Source organism: Flavobacterium sp. (assembly GCF_965657075.1).
GTDB lineage: Bacteria > Bacteroidota > Bacteroidia > Flavobacteriales > Flavobacteriaceae > Flavobacterium.
In genome coordinates this window covers 87,405-103,692 of record NZ_CBFHMV010000006.1, presented here as the reverse complement: position 1 = coordinate 103,692, position 16,288 = coordinate 87,405, and the positions used below count along the sequence as shown (strand labels likewise).

The 16,288-nt window shown below is 30.9% G+C and carries 16 protein-coding genes; 3 read left to right on the top strand and 13 right to left on the bottom strand.

Going from position 1 to position 16,288, the window contains the following annotated elements; all coding sequences use genetic code 11:
- From ACTF56_RS06170 to mraZ, 11 genes are read right to left on the bottom strand one after another with little or no spacing between them, the layout of a single operon-like run.
- On the bottom strand, window positions 1-783 hold the full coding sequence (locus tag ACTF56_RS06170; RefSeq protein WP_438966034.1) for a hypothetical protein: 783 nt from the start codon (window positions 781-783) through the stop codon (window positions 1-3).
- Window positions 780-2,132, bottom strand: coding sequence for a UDP-N-acetylmuramate--L-alanine ligase (murC, locus tag ACTF56_RS06165; protein ID WP_438966033.1), 1,353 nt, complete (start codon window positions 2,130-2,132; stop codon window positions 780-782). Before murC ends, ACTF56_RS06170 begins: the two co-directional genes overlap by 4 nt.
- Window positions 2,133-2,179: 47 nt before the next feature.
- Window positions 2,180-3,283, bottom strand: coding sequence for an undecaprenyldiphospho-muramoylpentapeptide beta-N-acetylglucosaminyltransferase (gene murG / locus ACTF56_RS06160; protein WP_438966032.1), 1,104 nt, complete (start codon window positions 3,281-3,283; stop codon window positions 2,180-2,182).
- 1 nt (window position 3,284) lies between these two features.
- Window positions 3,285-4,553 (bottom strand): FtsW/RodA/SpoVE family cell cycle protein, encoded by a 1,269-nt coding sequence (locus ACTF56_RS06155; protein WP_438966031.1) that lies wholly within the window; start codon window positions 4,551-4,553, stop codon window positions 3,285-3,287.
- 3 nt (window positions 4,554-4,556) lie between these two features.
- Window positions 4,557-5,891: a UDP-N-acetylmuramoyl-L-alanine--D-glutamate ligase gene (murD, locus tag ACTF56_RS06150; RefSeq protein WP_438966030.1), complete on the bottom strand. Its 1,335-nt coding sequence runs from the start codon at window positions 5,889-5,891 to the stop codon at window positions 4,557-4,559.
- 1 nt (window position 5,892) lies between these two features.
- On the bottom strand, window positions 5,893-7,113 hold the full coding sequence (gene mraY / locus ACTF56_RS06145) for a phospho-N-acetylmuramoyl-pentapeptide-transferase (RefSeq protein WP_438966029.1): 1,221 nt from the start codon (window positions 7,111-7,113) through the stop codon (window positions 5,893-5,895).
- Window positions 7,114-7,117: 4 nt separating this feature from the next.
- The gene (locus ACTF56_RS06140) at window positions 7,118-8,581 is read right to left on the bottom strand and encodes a UDP-N-acetylmuramoyl-L-alanyl-D-glutamate--2,6-diaminopimelate ligase (RefSeq protein WP_438966028.1); all 1,464 of its coding nucleotides are present in this window, start codon (window positions 8,579-8,581) and stop codon (window positions 7,118-7,120) included.
- On the bottom strand, window positions 8,578-10,569 hold the full coding sequence (locus ACTF56_RS06135) for a penicillin-binding protein (RefSeq protein WP_438966027.1): 1,992 nt from the start codon (window positions 10,567-10,569) through the stop codon (window positions 8,578-8,580). The genes ACTF56_RS06140 and ACTF56_RS06135 overlap by 4 nt, the downstream gene beginning before the upstream one ends.
- On the bottom strand, window positions 10,560-10,907 hold the full coding sequence (locus ACTF56_RS06130; protein ID WP_438966026.1) for an FtsL-like putative cell division protein: 348 nt from the start codon (window positions 10,905-10,907) through the stop codon (window positions 10,560-10,562). The genes ACTF56_RS06135 and ACTF56_RS06130 overlap by 10 nt, the downstream gene beginning before the upstream one ends.
- A 1-nt stretch (window position 10,908) precedes the next feature.
- The gene (gene rsmH, locus ACTF56_RS06125) at window positions 10,909-11,805 is read right to left on the bottom strand and encodes a 16S rRNA (cytosine(1402)-N(4))-methyltransferase RsmH (RefSeq protein WP_438966025.1); all 897 of its coding nucleotides are present in this window, start codon (window positions 11,803-11,805) and stop codon (window positions 10,909-10,911) included.
- Window positions 11,792-12,262, bottom strand: a complete 471-nt coding sequence (mraZ, locus tag ACTF56_RS06120; RefSeq protein ID WP_438966024.1) for a division/cell wall cluster transcriptional repressor MraZ — start codon at window positions 12,260-12,262, stop codon at window positions 11,792-11,794. Before mraZ ends, rsmH begins: the two co-directional genes overlap by 14 nt.
- A 365-nt stretch (window positions 12,263-12,627) precedes the next feature.
- Between mraZ and ACTF56_RS06115 the strand changes: the two genes are divergently transcribed.
- Both ACTF56_RS06115 and yihA read left to right on the top strand, forming a co-directional pair.
- Complete coding sequence (locus ACTF56_RS06115; RefSeq protein ID WP_438966050.1) at window positions 12,628-13,383, top strand: alpha/beta fold hydrolase; 756 nt, start codon at window positions 12,628-12,630, stop codon at window positions 13,381-13,383.
- Window positions 13,384-13,419: 36 nt separating this feature from the next.
- Window positions 13,420-14,034: a ribosome biogenesis GTP-binding protein YihA/YsxC gene (gene yihA / locus ACTF56_RS06110; RefSeq protein ID WP_438966023.1), complete on the top strand. Its 615-nt coding sequence runs from the start codon at window positions 13,420-13,422 to the stop codon at window positions 14,032-14,034.
- Between the two features lie 40 nt (window positions 14,035-14,074).
- Here yihA and gldC read toward each other — a convergent pair whose 3' ends face one another.
- Window positions 14,075-14,404 carry a gliding motility protein GldC gene (gene gldC, locus ACTF56_RS06105; RefSeq protein ID WP_438966022.1) on the bottom strand — a complete coding sequence of 110 codons (330 nt, stop codon included), beginning with the start codon at window positions 14,402-14,404 and terminating at the stop codon, window positions 14,075-14,077.
- The gene (gene gldB, locus ACTF56_RS06100; RefSeq protein WP_438966021.1) at window positions 14,404-15,366 is read right to left on the bottom strand and encodes a gliding motility lipoprotein GldB; all 963 of its coding nucleotides are present in this window, start codon (window positions 15,364-15,366) and stop codon (window positions 14,404-14,406) included. The genes gldC and gldB overlap by 1 nt, the downstream gene beginning before the upstream one ends.
- Before the next feature lie 77 nt (window positions 15,367-15,443).
- On the opposite strand from gldB, the gene nadE reads away from it, so the two are divergent.
- On the top strand, window positions 15,444-16,250 hold the full coding sequence (nadE, locus tag ACTF56_RS06095; protein ID WP_438966020.1) for an NAD(+) synthase: 807 nt from the start codon (window positions 15,444-15,446) through the stop codon (window positions 16,248-16,250).
- The last annotated feature ends 38 nt before the right edge of the window (window positions 16,251-16,288 follow it).

Below are 16,288 nucleotides of genomic sequence, written 5' to 3'. Positions count from 1 at the left end.
TTAATATTGTTTTCCTGTTTGTTTGGGATTATTTAAATCAATCCAAAAGACATGAATTTCTTCATTTTTATCAATCATTCCGTTGTTATTTGCATCTAATTTTGCATAAACTAGCATAAAATCATTGGCCGAGTCATAATCTGAACCTGTAACCGAATAATTATCTGGAATCAATAGCCGATTTTCATTCAATTCTATATCAAAATAATAGAATCGTCTCAAGTCTTTCATGTTGATTTTTCCATCCTTATTAGAATCTTCATCGTAACATGAAATCATAAAATAATTCCTTTTTACTGGCTTAAAGTTCAGAGTATCTGTTAAAAAAGAAGGATAATAAAGTGTTTTTACCAATACCGGTTTATTAAAAAACTTTTTTTGTGTTTGAGAACTATAATTGAAATGAGAAACATTCACCATATTGTAACCGCAAAGAGCCGAAAACCCCGGTACTATATTAGAATTCCAATTGTTGCCGTATTTTTTTATATCATCTTCCACTTGATAATGTGTTCTAAATTCATTTGAACCCACAAATGAGACCTCTCTTTTTTTATTGTAATTGACTTTAAATTCGGTGATTAATCGAACCTCTTTAGTTCCCGTTAAGACAACTTTACTTGGTCGCGTTTTAAACTTAACAGAATCTTTATCCATGCCAGTATCTTCAGTACTACTTTCTATATTTGTTTCTGAAACATCAAAGCCTTTTTCTTTTTCATAACTTTCAGAACAACTACAAATCAAAACCATTAAAACCAAAAAACTTATTATTTTTTTCATGATAGTTTTTGATTTAAATTATGCTTAATTTCACCGACCATTTCACCTAAATCACCAGCTCCAATGGTTATAAAAACAGTAGCATTTGATTTGTGCAGCTCTTGAATTATTTCATTCTTTTGAACCACTTTTTTAGATGTATTGTTTATTTTTTGCAACAACCAATCAGAGGTAATTCCCTCCAAAGGTAACTCACGAGCTGGATAAATTTCCATCAATAAAAGTTCATCAAACTGGGATAAACTTTTGGCAAAATCGTCAGCAAAATCTTTAGTTCTACTGAACAAATGCGGTTGAAAAACAGCGCATATTTTTTGAGTCGGAAATAATTCACGAACCGCTTGATGCACTGCGTTAATTTCAGTTGGATGATGTGCATAATCATCAATATAAGTTAATTTTTCTTCTCTGATTTGAAAAGAAAAACGCCTTCTAATGCCTTTGAATGTTGCCAATGCATCTTTAATTTTGTCATCTGCTACACCATAGGTTTTTGCCATTGCCAAAGCCATTAGAGCATTTGATAAATTGTGATGGCCTGGTAATCCAAATTGGATATTTTTGATTAATTCGTTGCCAAATTTAACATCAAAAACATAATATCCTTTTTCAATTTTTATGTTTTGGGCTATAATTGTAGCCGTATCATTTATTCCAACAGAAACACCTTCTAATGTTAAACCATTGGCATAAAATAATTTGGTTTTATCATCAACTTTTGCTGCAAATTCTCTAAAACTTTCTTCAATTGCACTGGCATCACCATAAATATCTAAATGATCTGCATCCATAGATGTAATGCAAGCAATATTAGGATGAAGATGAAGAAACGAACGATCAAACTCATCTGCTTCAACCACAGTAATGGTTTTTCCGTTACCTACTAAATTTGAATTGTAATTTTCGACAATTCCACCCAAAAAGGAAGTCACATCTAATCCGCTTTGGAATAAGATATGCGCCAAAATACTTGACGTTGTAGTTTTTCCATGAGTTCCAGCAACAGCAAAACAAAATGTGTCTTTGGTGATTAAACCTAAAACTTCGGCTCGTTTTTTTACATTATAATTTCTTTCGTTAAAATAATTCCATTCCGAATGCAAAATTGGCACTGCTGGTGTTATAACGACTAAAGTGTTTTCTACATAAAAATCTTTTGGAATTAGATTGATGTTATCTTCAAAATGAACTTCAATTCCTTCTTGTTGTAATTCTTTTGTTAATTGTGTTTCTGTTTTATCATAACCCCTTACATTTTTACCTATATTTTTAAAATATCGAGCTAAGGCACTCATTCCGATGCCGCCGATTCCTATGAAATAGATGTTATGTATTTGGTTTAAATTCATTTTCTGTTTTTATCTTGTTTGTTGTCTTTTGTCTAAAAATCTGTAATCTATAACAACTTTGTTATCTCATCAACTATATCTTTTGTAGCGTTTGGTAAGGCTAATTTTTTTATATTTTGACTCAACGTATTTTGCTTTTCCTCGTTTGAAATTAAATCTTTGAAAACGGTTTGAAATTCGTTGTCAAGTTCTGATTCTTTGATTAAAATGGCTCCCTTTTTATCACAAATAGCTTTTGCATTTTTGGTTTGATGATCTTCTGCCACGTTTGGAGAAGGAATAAAAATTGTTGGTTTTGCCACGATGCACAATTCAGAAACTGATGAGGCACCTGAACGAGAAATTATAAAATCGGCAGCTGCATAAACCAAATCCATTCGGTCAACAAAAGAAACAACTTGAATATTTTTTGTTGAATTAATATTTTGTTTTTCAAATTTTTTATATTCATCGAAATACAACTGTCCACATTGCCAAATGATTTGAATATTGTTATCCAATATAAAATTTAATTCCTTTTCGATCAATTGATTGATTCTTCTTGCGCCTAGACTTCCTCCTAAAATCAATAGCGTTTTTTTGTTTGCATCTAAATTAAAATAGTTTAGAGCTTCTTCTTTTTTGTTTTCATCCGTAATTAAATCTTGACGAACTGGATTTCCTGTTAGTTTAATTTTATCTTTCGGAAAAAATCGTTCTAAATTTTCATAAGCGACACAAATTACACTTGCCTTTTTAGCCAATAATTTATTGGTAATTCCAGGAAAAGAATTTTGTTCTTGTACAACTGTTGGAATGTTTAAAACATTAGCCATTTTAAGCACTGCACCTGAAGCAAAACCTCCTGTACCAATCACAACATTTGGCTTAAATTTTCTTAAAATTAGATAAGAGCTCCATAAACTAGAAGAAAGTTTAAAAGGAAACATGGCATTTCTTAAAGTGAGTTTTCTTTGTAAGCCAGCAATCCAAAGACCTTTAATTTTGTACCCTGCTTGGGGCACTTTTTGCATTTCCATTTTGTCTTTTGCACCTACAAAAAGGAACTCAGCATCTGGAAATTTATTTTTCAATTCATTTGCAATAGCAATTGCAGGATAGATATGTCCTCCTGTTCCACCACCACTGATTATGAATTTTTTTGTACTCATTTTATTTGTTTAAGATAGGTTCTAGTGGATTGTTAGAATCAACTTCAATTTTATGTTCTTCTTCCGATTCAATTTCTCTATCAATAATTCGTTTTAGAGCATCATTTCTTTTTTCTGACTCTAATAAATCGGCTGCAACCTCTTCCTCTTTTTTGGTAACACTTAAAATAATTCCAATAGCACCACAAGTCATCCAAATAGATGTACCACCAGCACTAATTAATGGCAATGTTTGTCCTGTTGTAGGTAATAACTCAACGGCAACTCCCATATTTAAAAGTGCTTGAAAAATTATTGGAAAACCTAAACCGATGATTAAAAGCTTTCCAAAAAAAGTGGGCGCTTTGTGAGCTGTTACAATAAATCTAAAAAAAAGTAACAGGTATAATACTAAAATTCCGATTCCTCCAATTAACCCTGATTCTTCTACAATTATTGCAAAAATAAAGTCGGATGATGATTGAGGTAAAAAGTTTTTTTGTACACTTTTTCCAAAACCTAAGCCATGAATTCCTCCAGAAGCAATTGCGATTTTAGAATTTTCTACTTGATATTTGTCTTCATTTTCATCTTCTGAAAAGAAACGTTCCATTCGGCTTTCCCATGTTTTAACACGATTGGGCATTGCATTTGGAAATGCTTTAGCTAAAGCAATAAACATGATTAAGCTTGATATTCCAATAACAGCAATAAGCGATAAGTATTTAATGGGATAATTTCCAACAAAAACCAACATACAAACCATTAAAAACATTAAAGCTGCCGTTGAAAAATTGGCAGGCAAAACCAATGCTATTACAAGAAAAACAGGCACCCATAATTCAATAAAAGAGGCTTGAAAAGTATATTCTTTATGTTCTACTTTTGAAAGATATCTTGCAACATAAATCATCAATACAATGAAAGCTAAAGATGATGTTTGAAAACCGATTCCAATAAATGGTATTTGTATCCATCTACTTGCATTTGCTCCACCAATTGTTGTTCCTTGAAAAAGAGTATATACCAACAATACTACAACAAGGGGCATGAGAAATTTTGAAAAAAACTTACAATAATGATAAGGAATTTTATGTACAAAATAAAGGATACAAAAACCTAAAAACACATGAACAAAATGTTTTGTAAGATGACCCAAAGTAGAACCGTTACCTATTACATAAACAAGATTTGTACTTGCGCTGTAAACAGGTAAAAAAGAAACTAGAGCTAATAGTATAACAAATGCCCATATTCCTTTATCTCCTTTAAGATGATCTAAGAAGTTCATGTTTTATAAATTTCTAATTGCGTTTTTAAATTGGTTTCCTCTATCTTCATAGCTTTCAAATAAATCAAAACTTGCACAAGCGGGCGACAATAAAACCGTATCCCCTTTTTCGGCAATTTTTTGAGCTATTTTTACAGCTTCATCAACAGAAGTGGTTTCGATAATTACATCAACCATACCACTAAAAGCTTCCATGATTTTTTTATTATCCACACCAAGGCAAACAATACCTTTTACCTTTTCGTTAACTAAAGAAAAAAGTTCCGAATAATCGTTTCCTTTATCTACTCCACCCACAATCCAAACGGTTGGCGTTTCCATACTTTCTAAAGCAAAATAAGTAGCGTTGACGTTAGTGGCTTTTGAATCATTAATGTACTGTACATTTTGAATTTTTAGAACTTTTTCTAAACGATGTTCTACTCCTTGGAAATTGGACAAACTCTCTCTGATTGTTTGTTTTCTAATGTTCATAAGCTGAGCTGCAGTTGTTGCAGCCATGGCATTTTTTACATTGTGCATTCCGTCTAATGATAAATTTGATGTTGGCATATTGATTTGTTTGTTGTTTGTTATGTTGTATATTATTTTGTCTTCTAAAAAGCTTCCTTGTTCTACTTTATGTTGTAATGAAAATGGTAATTTCTTAGCTTTAATTTTATTTTTATTGAACCAGTTTGAAATGGCTTCATCATCGTCATCATAAATCAAATAATCCTCTTCTGTTTGGTTCATTGTGATTCTGAACTTTGAAGCTATGTAAAGATTATAATCATAATTATATCGATCTAAATGATCTGGACTTATGTTTGTAATAACAGCAATATGTGGTTTATAATTTAGTATTCCATCGAGCTGAAAACTACTTAATTCTAAAACATAAACATCCACTTTATCTTCCGCCACTTGCCAAGCAAAACTTTTACCAATATTGCCAGCTAAACCGACATTTAATCCACCTTGCTTTAGTATATGATACGTTAACAAAGTAGTAGTTGTTTTTCCATTACTACCAGTAATTCCGATGGTAATTGCATTGGTATATTGTGATGCAAATTCGATTTCAGAAATAATAGGTATATTTTTCTCTACAAGTTTTTTTACTATTGGAGATTTTTCTGGAATTCCTGGACTTTTCATGACTATATCTGCATTCAGAATTAAGGATTCTGTATGCATTTCATCTTCAAAATCAATTTTATTTATGGTAAGAACTTCTTTATAATTTTCTTTTATTTTTCCGAAATCAGACAAAAAAACATCGTATCCCTTTTTCTTTCCAAGAATAGCTGTTCCTACTCCACTTTCACCACCACCAAGTATTACTAATCGCTTCATATTATCTTAGTTTTAAAGTAACGATAGCTAAAATGGAAAGCATGATGGCTACAATCCAAAAACGAGTCACAATTTTACTTTCATGATACCCTTTTTTCTGATAGTGATGATGCAAAGGCGACATAAGAAAAACTCTCCTTCCTTCACCAAACCGCTTTTTGGTATATTTGAAATAGCTCACTTGAATAATTACAGATAAATTTTCGGCAAAGAAAATCGCACATAAAACAGGTAATAACATTTCTTTTCTAACCGAAATTGCTAAAACTGCTATAATTCCTCCGATAGTCAAACTTCCTGTATCTCCCATAAAAACAGAAGCTGGATAAGAATTATACCATAAAAAACCAATTAAAGCACCAATAAAAGCTGCAATATAAATGGTCATTTCACCAGAATTTGGAATGTACATTATATTTAAATAATCTGACAATATGATGTTACCAGAAACGAAAGTGAAAATTCCAAGTGCTAAAACCGAAATTGCCGAAGTTCCTGCCGCTAAACCATCAATTCCATCAGTTAAATTAGCTCCATTTGAAACTGCTGTGATGATGAAAATAACCACCGGAATAAATATTAACCAAGCCCAATTTTCATATCCATCACCCATGAAGCTCAATAATTCAGCATAATCAAATTCGTTATTTTTGAAAAAAGGAATAGTCGTAGCTGTTGATTTTTCCTCAAGCATTGATTTGACCACTTCGGTATTTGCTTTAATTCTGACATCAGTAGTATCTTTTCTAACCGTTACATTTTGATTAAAATAAAGTACACTTCCTACAATTAAACCTAAACCTACTTGACCAATAACTTTAAAAACACCTTTTAGACCTTGTTTGTCTTTTTTGAAGATTTTTATATAATCGTCAATAAAACCAATAGTTCCCATCCAAAGTGTTGTAACTATTAATAAAACAATATAAATGTTGTCTAATTTTGCCAATAATAAAACAGGAATAAGTGTTGCAACTATGATAATGATTCCACCCATTGTTGGAGTTCCTGCTTTTTCTTTTTGGCCTTCTAAACCTAATTCTCTAACTGTTTCACCAACTTGTTGATTTCTTAAAAAATTGATGATTCTTTTTCCAAAGACAGTTGAAATAAGCAATGACAAAATGATAGCCAAAGCCGAACGAAAGGTTATATATTGAAATAAACCAGCTCCAGGAAAGTTGAAGTTTTCTTCTAAATATTGAAATAAATAATACAACATACTATTACTTGTTTAGTTGGTTTAAAATTTCTTTAACTATTTGCAAGTCATCAAAATCGTGTTTAACACCTTTAATTTCTTGATAATTCTCATGCCCTTTTCCTGCAATTAGGATAATATCATTTTCATTTGCCATTATACAAGCCGTTTTAATGGCTTGTTTTCTATCAACAATAGAAACTGTTTTTTTATAATTTTGAGGTTCAACCCCTTTTTCCATATCTTCAATAATCACTTCTGGCACTTCAGATCTTGGATTATCAGAAGTAAAAATGGTTTTATCACTTAAATTAGAGGCCACATGTGCCATTACCGGACGTTTTGTTTTATCTCTATCACCTCCACAACCAACAACCGTTATTAGTTGTTCATTTTTAGTTCTTATTTCTGAAATTGTTTGTAAGACATTTTCAAGAGCATCTGGTGTGTGAGCATAATCAACAATGGCCGTGATTTTTGATTTTGAAATGATAAACTGGAATCTTCCAGCAACACTTTCCAATTCACTTAATAACCTTAATGCTTCTATTTTATCAATTCCCAATTCGATAGCTACTCCATAAATAGCCAACATGTTATATGCGTTGAAGTTTCCGATAAGCTTTACCCAAACTTCATTATCATTTATTTTTAACAACAAACCGGTTAATTGACTTTCCAAAATTTGCGCTTTATAATCAGCATACGATTTTAAAGCATAAGTCAATTTTCTAGCTTTTGTGTTTTGAAACATTACGTTTCCATTTTTATCATCCACATTGGTTAATGCAAAAGCATCTTTAGGTAAATCATCAAAAAAAGCTTTTTTAACATCTCTATATTCCGCAAATGAATTGTGATAATCCAAATGATCGTGTGATAAATTGGTAAAAACACCACCTTTAAAATGCAGTCCTTCTGTACGTTTTTGATGAATTCCGTGCGAACTGACTTCCATAAAACAAAACTCACATCCTTCATTAATCATTTCATTTAAATAATGGTTGATGGTTAAGGAATCTGGAGTTGTATGCGTTGCTTTATATTCATAGTCATCTACAAGAATTTTTACTGTAGAAAGCAAACCTACTTTGTAACCTGCTTTTTTAAACAATTGATAGAGCAATGAAGCTACTGTTGTTTTTCCATTAGTTCCTGTTATACCAACTAGTTTTATTTTAGATGAAGGATTATCATAAAAATTAGAAGCCATAAAAGCCAATGCTTGATTGGTGTTTTTAACTTTAATGTAAGTAACTCCATTGATTATTTTTTCTGGAAATTCTTCACAAATAATTGCAATTGCTCCTTGATTTATTGCTTTTTCGATAAAATCATGACCATCAGAAAGAGTTCCTCTAATAGCAACAAACACATCATTCATAGAAACTTTTCTTGAATCAAAGTCAATTGAATTAATAGCAACATCAGTTGAACCTTTTACAGCTTCAATGGCTACTTTGTATAATATGTCTTTTAGTACTTTCAAGATAATTCTAAAGTTATGATTTGATTTTTTTTAATTGCAGTTCCTTTTTCTAAAGATTGTTTTATCACTTTCCCTTTTCCAATAAGCTTCACTTTTAATCCTAAATTTTCCAATATTGTAACAGCATCCATGGCTGGCATTCCTTTTAAATTTGGAATGGTAACAGCTGTGCTTTGGACATCATACATTTTGTTATAAGAATTATCCTGCTTATCAATCTTAGATTCTAATTTTTTAATGGCATTAGTAGAAGGAACATCAGTGTAAATTTTTTGCGCTATTCGTTTAAAAACTGGCCCTGCAACATCAGCGCCATAATAACCAGCTTCAACATTAGGTTTATGAACTACCACTATACACGAATATTTTGGTTGATTTGCCGGAAAATAGCCTACAAAAGAAGAAGCATAATAAAGTTTCGATTTGTCTTTATAATTCATTTGTACCGTACCCGTTTTTCCTGCCATTGAAAAATTAGGCGAATACAATTTGGAACCTGTCCCTTTTTTTACAACATTTTCTAGTATGGCCTTAACTTTGTTTAAAGTTTCATCAGAACAAATTTTTTCATTTATAGTTTCTGTTTCAAACTTTTTGATTGTTTTGTTCCATTCTTTTATTTCTTTTACAAAAAAAGGTTTGATCATTTTTCCGTCATTAGCAACTGCGTTATACAAAGCCAAAGTTTGAAGTGGTGTAACCGAAACTCCATATCCATAAGCCATCCAAGGCAAAGCGATTCCTGACCAATCGGATGTTCCTGGTTGTGGAATTTTTGGTTTTCCTTCACCAAGAAATTGTAATCCTAAAGGTTTATTTAGTCCGTAGCTATCAATTCTATTTACAAACTGACTTGGATTATCCTTATAATTTTCTTGAACAGCCTGAACCATTACTGTATTGGAAGAAAGTTCAAAACCTCTTGCCAATGAAATTTTTCCGTAACCACCTTTATGTGAATCTCTAACTGATTTTCCATAGTATTTTACTACGCCACCATTAGTATCATACACTTTACTTGAATCTACTTTTTTATCATCCAATAATGCTATTAAATCTAACAGTTTAAAAGTTGAACCCGGTTCATGAGATTCAGTTACAGCATAATTTTGAGTTTCAAAGTAAGTACCATCTTCAGCTCTTCCTAAATTAGATATAGCTTTTACTTCACCCGTTTTTGTTTCCATAACCACAACACAACCATGATCTGCCTGATAATACTCCAATTGTTTCAATAAAGCATGATGTGCAATATCCTGAATATAAACATCAATTGTGGATATGATATCGTAACCATCTTGAGGTTCAATTTGAGAAATATCGCTTATTGGTTTCCATTGGTTTTTAGCAATTTTTTGCATTAATTGCTTGCCATTTTTACCATTTAAATATTTTTTAAAAGCATACTCAATTCCTTTTCCGTTGGCAGAACCATCGGCATTTAATCGTTCATAACCAATTGTTCTTTCGGCAATTAATCCTATTGGATGTTGTCTAACAATTTTTTGTTCCGCAATAAATCCACCTTTATTAGAACCTTTATTGAATAATGGAAATGATTTGATTTTCATATATTCAGTATAGCTCAATTTTCTAGCAATTAGTAAGTATCTGTTTTTAGTAGCTCTTGCTTTTCTGAATTCTGCTAAAATATCTTCTGAAGGTCTTTGTAATAAAATCGACAATGAATCTGACAAGGCTCTAACATTGTCATTAAATAATTCAGACTTTGGAGCCACTGCATCAAATCGGATGGTATATTCAGGAATTGAAGTAGCCAATAAGCTTCCGTCAGAAGAATAAATATTGCCTTTATTGGAAGGAATGTCAAAATTTTTAACCGTTCTTTCTTTAGCCAAACTGCGATAATAAGCACCGTCAACCCATTGAATATTGGTCAACTTAATAACAACAGCAACAGCTACCATGAATATGATACCTGCAACTAAATACATTCTTAAAGAATTATTTTTTTCTGTTATTGCCATATTTTTTTGAAAAAACTTTTTTCTTCCTCTTTTAAAATTTTTATTTTTCTTGGTGGAATTTCAGAAGGTTTGATGTTTCTTAGTTCCATTTTTTTTGTGATTGTAGATTCCATTTTCAACTTCATAAGAATAGATCTTGTATCTACAAACTTGGATCTCATTTCTTTTACTTCACTAGTTAAAGCCGTGATTCTATAATTTTTTGCATCATAACTATGATTATTTGCAATCATTAACAATCCTAACACAATTAGAAATACAATAAATTGCCAATTTCTTAATGAATTATCGCTCACTAAAAATTTTGCTTTCAACAAACTGTAAACTCCTTTTTTCATGCTATTTTTTTGCTGCAACTCTCAATTTAGCACTTCTAGCTCTATTGTTAATTGCGATTTCTTCATTAGAAGGAACTATTAATTTTTCAATAGTTTTGAAAGGCACTTCAAAATTTCCGAAGAAATCTTTTTCTGGTTCTCCTTCAAACATTCCGTTTTTCACAAATCGTTTTACCAATCTATCTTCTAACGAGTGATATGATATTACACTTAATCTTCCATCAGGTTTCAGAATTTCTAAGGATTGCGTTAAAAATTCTTTTAAAGCTTCCATTTCTTGATTGACTTCAATTCGGATGGCCTGATAAATTTGTGCTAATATTTTATTGCTTTTATGACCAGGCAAAAATCTACTCAAAATTTGTTTTAATTGTTCCGAATTTATAATTGGATTTTCTTTCCTTGCATTTACAATTACATTAGCCATTGCTCCAGCATTTTTAAGCTCACCAAATTCTAACAAAACATTTTTTAATGCAACTTCATCATAATCATTAATCACATGATAAGCTGACAATTCTCCTTTTTGATTCATTCTCATATCCAACTCAGCTTCAAAACGAGTTGAAAATCCTCTTTCTGCCACATCAAATTGATGAGATGAAACCCCTAAATCAGCTAAAATTCCATCTACTTGTTTAACACCATAAAAGCGTAAGAACCTTTTTATATGTCTGAAATTTTCATTAATTAATGTAAATCTCTCATCATCAATTGCATTTTTCAAAGCGTCTAAATCTTGATCAAAAGCAAACAACTTTCCTTTTTCACCCAAACGAGACAATATCTCTCTAGAATGACCTCCACCACCAAAAGTGACATCAACATAAACACCATCAGGATAAATATTTAAGCCATCAACAGTATCTTTTAAAAGAACAGGATTATGATATTCCATCTTCATTGTCATTTAAGTTACCCATTACTTCTTCCGCTAAATCGGCAAAATCATCTGTTGCATTTTCAATAGCGTTTTCATATAAATTTTTATCCCAAATTTCAATAATGTTAATTGCGGAAGACAATACTAAATCTTTGTCAATTTGACCAAAAGCAATTAAATCTTTAGGAATTAACAATCGTCCAGTTGCATCAATTTCAACCACTTTTACACCAGCCGTGAATCTTCTGATGAAATCATTATTCTTTTTTACAAAACGATTTAACTTATTGATTTTAGCCATCATACTATTCCACTCTGCCATTGGAAACAACTCCAAGCAAGGCTGAAAAACAGAACGCTTTAAAACAAAACCATCCTCCAAAGAGGCAAACTGCTTCTTTAGTGGCGCTGGTATCATTAGCCTTCCTTTGGCATCAACCTTACATTCGTATGTTCCAATTAGTGTACTCAAAATAGGAATTTGACTTTAATATGGACAAAAATATAAATTTTTTACCACTATTTACCACAATCTACCACTTTGTTGATAAGTTTTTGGACTTTAGAATCAAAAAATGGGCCATCAAAAATGAATCTTAAACCAATAAAAATTAAAAAAACTAACAAACACTTGGCTTTGCAATTCCATTTTACAAATCACAAGCAATCAAATATTTAGTTATTAACTTCTGTTTGAAGTTGTTAATAATCAAAAAAACAGGTTTTAAGTTTCAAAATTTGTAAGATTTTTTAAAGATTTTGAAATAGTTAGGATTTTACTTTTAGCTATTTCTAAAAGTCTTATATTTGTCACTATTTCTAATTGGAAAATTTCATATGTTAAAGAAAGAAAGAAAATATACTTACTATGAAGTTGGTGAAGGAACACCAATAATAATACTTCATGGTTTGATGGGCGGATTGAGTAATTTTGATGGTGTTACCAATTTTTTACCTTCAAAAGGTTATAAAGTTTTTATTCCTTTACTTCCGATTTACACTCAAAGTATTTTAAAAACAAATGTTAAAGCTTTTTCAAAATTTGTGCACGATTTTATTGTACACAAAAAATTAGACAAAGTTATTTTATTAGGAAATTCACTTGGAGGACATATTGCATTGTATCATGCAAAAATGTACCCCGAATTAATGAAAGGTTTAGTAATTACAGGAAGCTCGGGCTTGTACGAAAGCAGCATGGGTGACAGTTATCCTAAACGTGGAGATTATGAATACATTAAAAAGAAAAGTGAAGATGTGTTTTTTGACCCAAAAATAGCAACTAAAGAAATTGTTGATGAAGTGTTTGCAACAGTTAATGACAGAATTAAATTAATCAAAACATTAACTATAGCAAAAAGTGCCATTCGACATAATATGGCTGCCGATTTACCAAAAATGGAAACACCAACTTGTATCATTTGGGGAAAAAACGACAAAGTTACACCTCCAAATGTTGCCGAAGAATTTGATAAATTACTACCAAATTCAGAATTATTTTGGATAGATAAATGTGGACATGCAGCAATGATGGAACATCCAGATGAATTCAATCAAATTTTACACCATTGGTTAGAAAAAAATAATATGTAATACAGTTCCCCTTTTGGGGAATTTTATTTTAAAAAAATGAAAATAAACACCGCAGAATTTATTATAAGTAATTCAGAAGTTAGTAAATGTCCTAATGAACCTTTACCAGAATATGCTTTTATTGGTCGTTCCAATGTTGGAAAATCATCGTTGATTAATATGTTAACCGATCATAAAAAACTAGCAAAAACATCTGCAAGACCAGGAAAAACACAATTAATTAATCACTTTAAAATTAATAGTAATTGGTATTTAGTAGATTTACCAGGTTATGGTTATGCCAAAGTTTCTAAAAAAACCAAAGCTGTTTTTCAACAATTTATTACTGATTATTTTGAAACAAGACAACAATTGGTTTGTGCATTTGTTTTGATTGATATACGTTTAGAAGCTCAAAAAATCGATTTAGAATTTATGACGTACTTGGGTGAAAGTGAAGTGCCTTTTTGTATTATTTTTACTAAAGCTGATAAAATTGGAAAAACTAAAGTAGATTCACATATAGCTGCATACAAAAAGAAAATATTAGCCAATAATTGGGCCGAAGTCCCTCAATACTTTGTAACTTCATCAACAGAAGGAACAGGAAAAGAAGCATTATTGACATTTATAGATGAAATTAATCAACAAATGTTTAAAGAAGGATTGTAAAATCAAAAAACCGACAAATTTGTCGGTTTTTTTTACATGCTTATTTATCTAATAATTCGAGTTTTTCGGCAAAATAATCGCAAAAATCCTTCATGGTAGCTGTCATTTTTTCATCCGCAGTTGCTCTACTGTAAGTATCAGCCATAGCCACTAAAGTTTGATGAAAAAACAATTTCATTTCATCAACGGGCATATCTTTAGTCCATAAATCAATTCTCAAAGATTCTTTTGCCTTGTTATCCCAAACAGATAACATTATGGCTTTCGTTTCTTCTAGTTCAATGCCACCATCTTGTGCAGTCCAATGCAATTTTTCTGGTACTTTATTTTCGTCTAATTCAACTAAGAATTTTATTTCAGAAGTTTTCATTATTTTTTAGGTTTATATTTTGAGTTTTCAAATAATTCTTTGGCATCCATTTGCAACAATTCTTGGATTGTAGTTTTGGGATTATTTTCCATATAGCTTCTCACAATTTGCCATCCAACCCATTGCCCTATTCTACCTGGAGTTTCACTATCGATTTCTCTATAAAACTTAGAGAACGGTGCGGGTTTCATAAAGCGTTGTTCTAATATAGGATTAGAATCAAATAAATATTTTTCTTCTATAAAAACACTCCAAATTTGTGCTTCATTTTCAATACAAAACTGATTTTGTATTTCAGAATAAGCAATTTTTACATGATCAGATACTTCAGGTAGTAAAATATCTTTCAAATACAATTCTTTACCTTTATATATCATGAAAGATAAAAGGTTTTTATTATTTGGTGGTGCAATTCTTCCGTAAGAAAAACTGGATAAAATATCTGGTAAAATTTGATTAGGTTCTCTTTCTAAAAGTGTATAATCGTATAAAGATTCATAAATCTTATTGTCTTTTCCTAAATAACAATCTAAAGAAATAAACAAATACTCAGGTGTATAAATTGCTTTAGATTCCAAATCAAAATCGCTAATCATTGTAAAAACTCTTGGTGTATTAGATTCAGGAAAATAATGTTTAATGTATTTTAAAAGTTGTTCAATGTCTGTAACTAAAGTCCCTAATGTTTTATATTTTAATTGCACTTCATCGTAAACTTCTCTTAAAACAGGATCATTCAATTTGTTTATAAATACTGAATCTTCAAATTGCTCAGGAAATAAAAAAGGATACTGTTTTCTAATTTTTGGAAAATCTTCAGGTTTTGATTCATAAAAAACTTGATCAAAACGTTCCACTTCAAACTGAACTGAAATGTTAGAAACATCTACTTTAGGTTTTACTTCATCCTTACAAGAGTGTAGCAAAACAACTGCTATTATTAACAAAAAAAGCTTCTTCATTGAAAAAAAAATTATATTTTTATGAAATATTATTCGAATGCAAATATACATTATTATAAGCTAAATTATTCTTAAAAATGGTTGATTCAAGTACATTTAGAGCAGAAGAAATTAACAATCACATTGTAAATTGGTTATCCGATTACGCTAATAACGCAAAAGTAAAGGGATTTGTTGTTGGAATTTCAGGTGGAATTGACAGCGCACTAACCTCAACATTATGTGCACAAACAGGATTGCCGGTACTTTGTGTTGAAATGCCAATACACCAAGCTGAAAGTCATGTTAGTAGAGCCAATGAACACATCCATCAATTAAAACAACGGTTTTCTAATGTAATTAATGAGAGAGTTGATTTAACTCCAGTTTTTGAGACTTTTAAAAAACAGGTGCCTACTTGCGAAAATGAAAGTGTTTATAATTTATCATTAGCCAATACTAGAGCTAGACTGAGAATGACAACTTTATATTATTTAGCTGGAATTCATGGTTTTTTAGTGGCAGGAACAGGAAATAAAGTAGAAGATTTTGGGGTTGGATTTTATACCAAATATGGTGACGGTGGTGTTGATTTGAGTCCAATTGCCGATTTATTGAAAAGTGAAGTAAGAAAGTTAGCAAAATATGTTGCTGTGCCTGAAAGTATTTTATCGGCAAAACCTACAGATGGTTTATTTGGAGATGACAGAAGTGATGAGGATCAACTAGGAGCCAGTTATGACGAATTGGAATGGGCTATGCAACAAATTGAAATGGGCAAAACGCAAGAAGACTTTTCAGGAAGAGAAGCGTTAGTTTTTTCCATCTATAAAAGACTAAATTTTATCAACCAACATAAAATGAATCCTATTCCTGTATGTAAAATCCCACAAGATTTGAAATAATATCTACTTAACATACAGACTATTGCATAATTTTATAT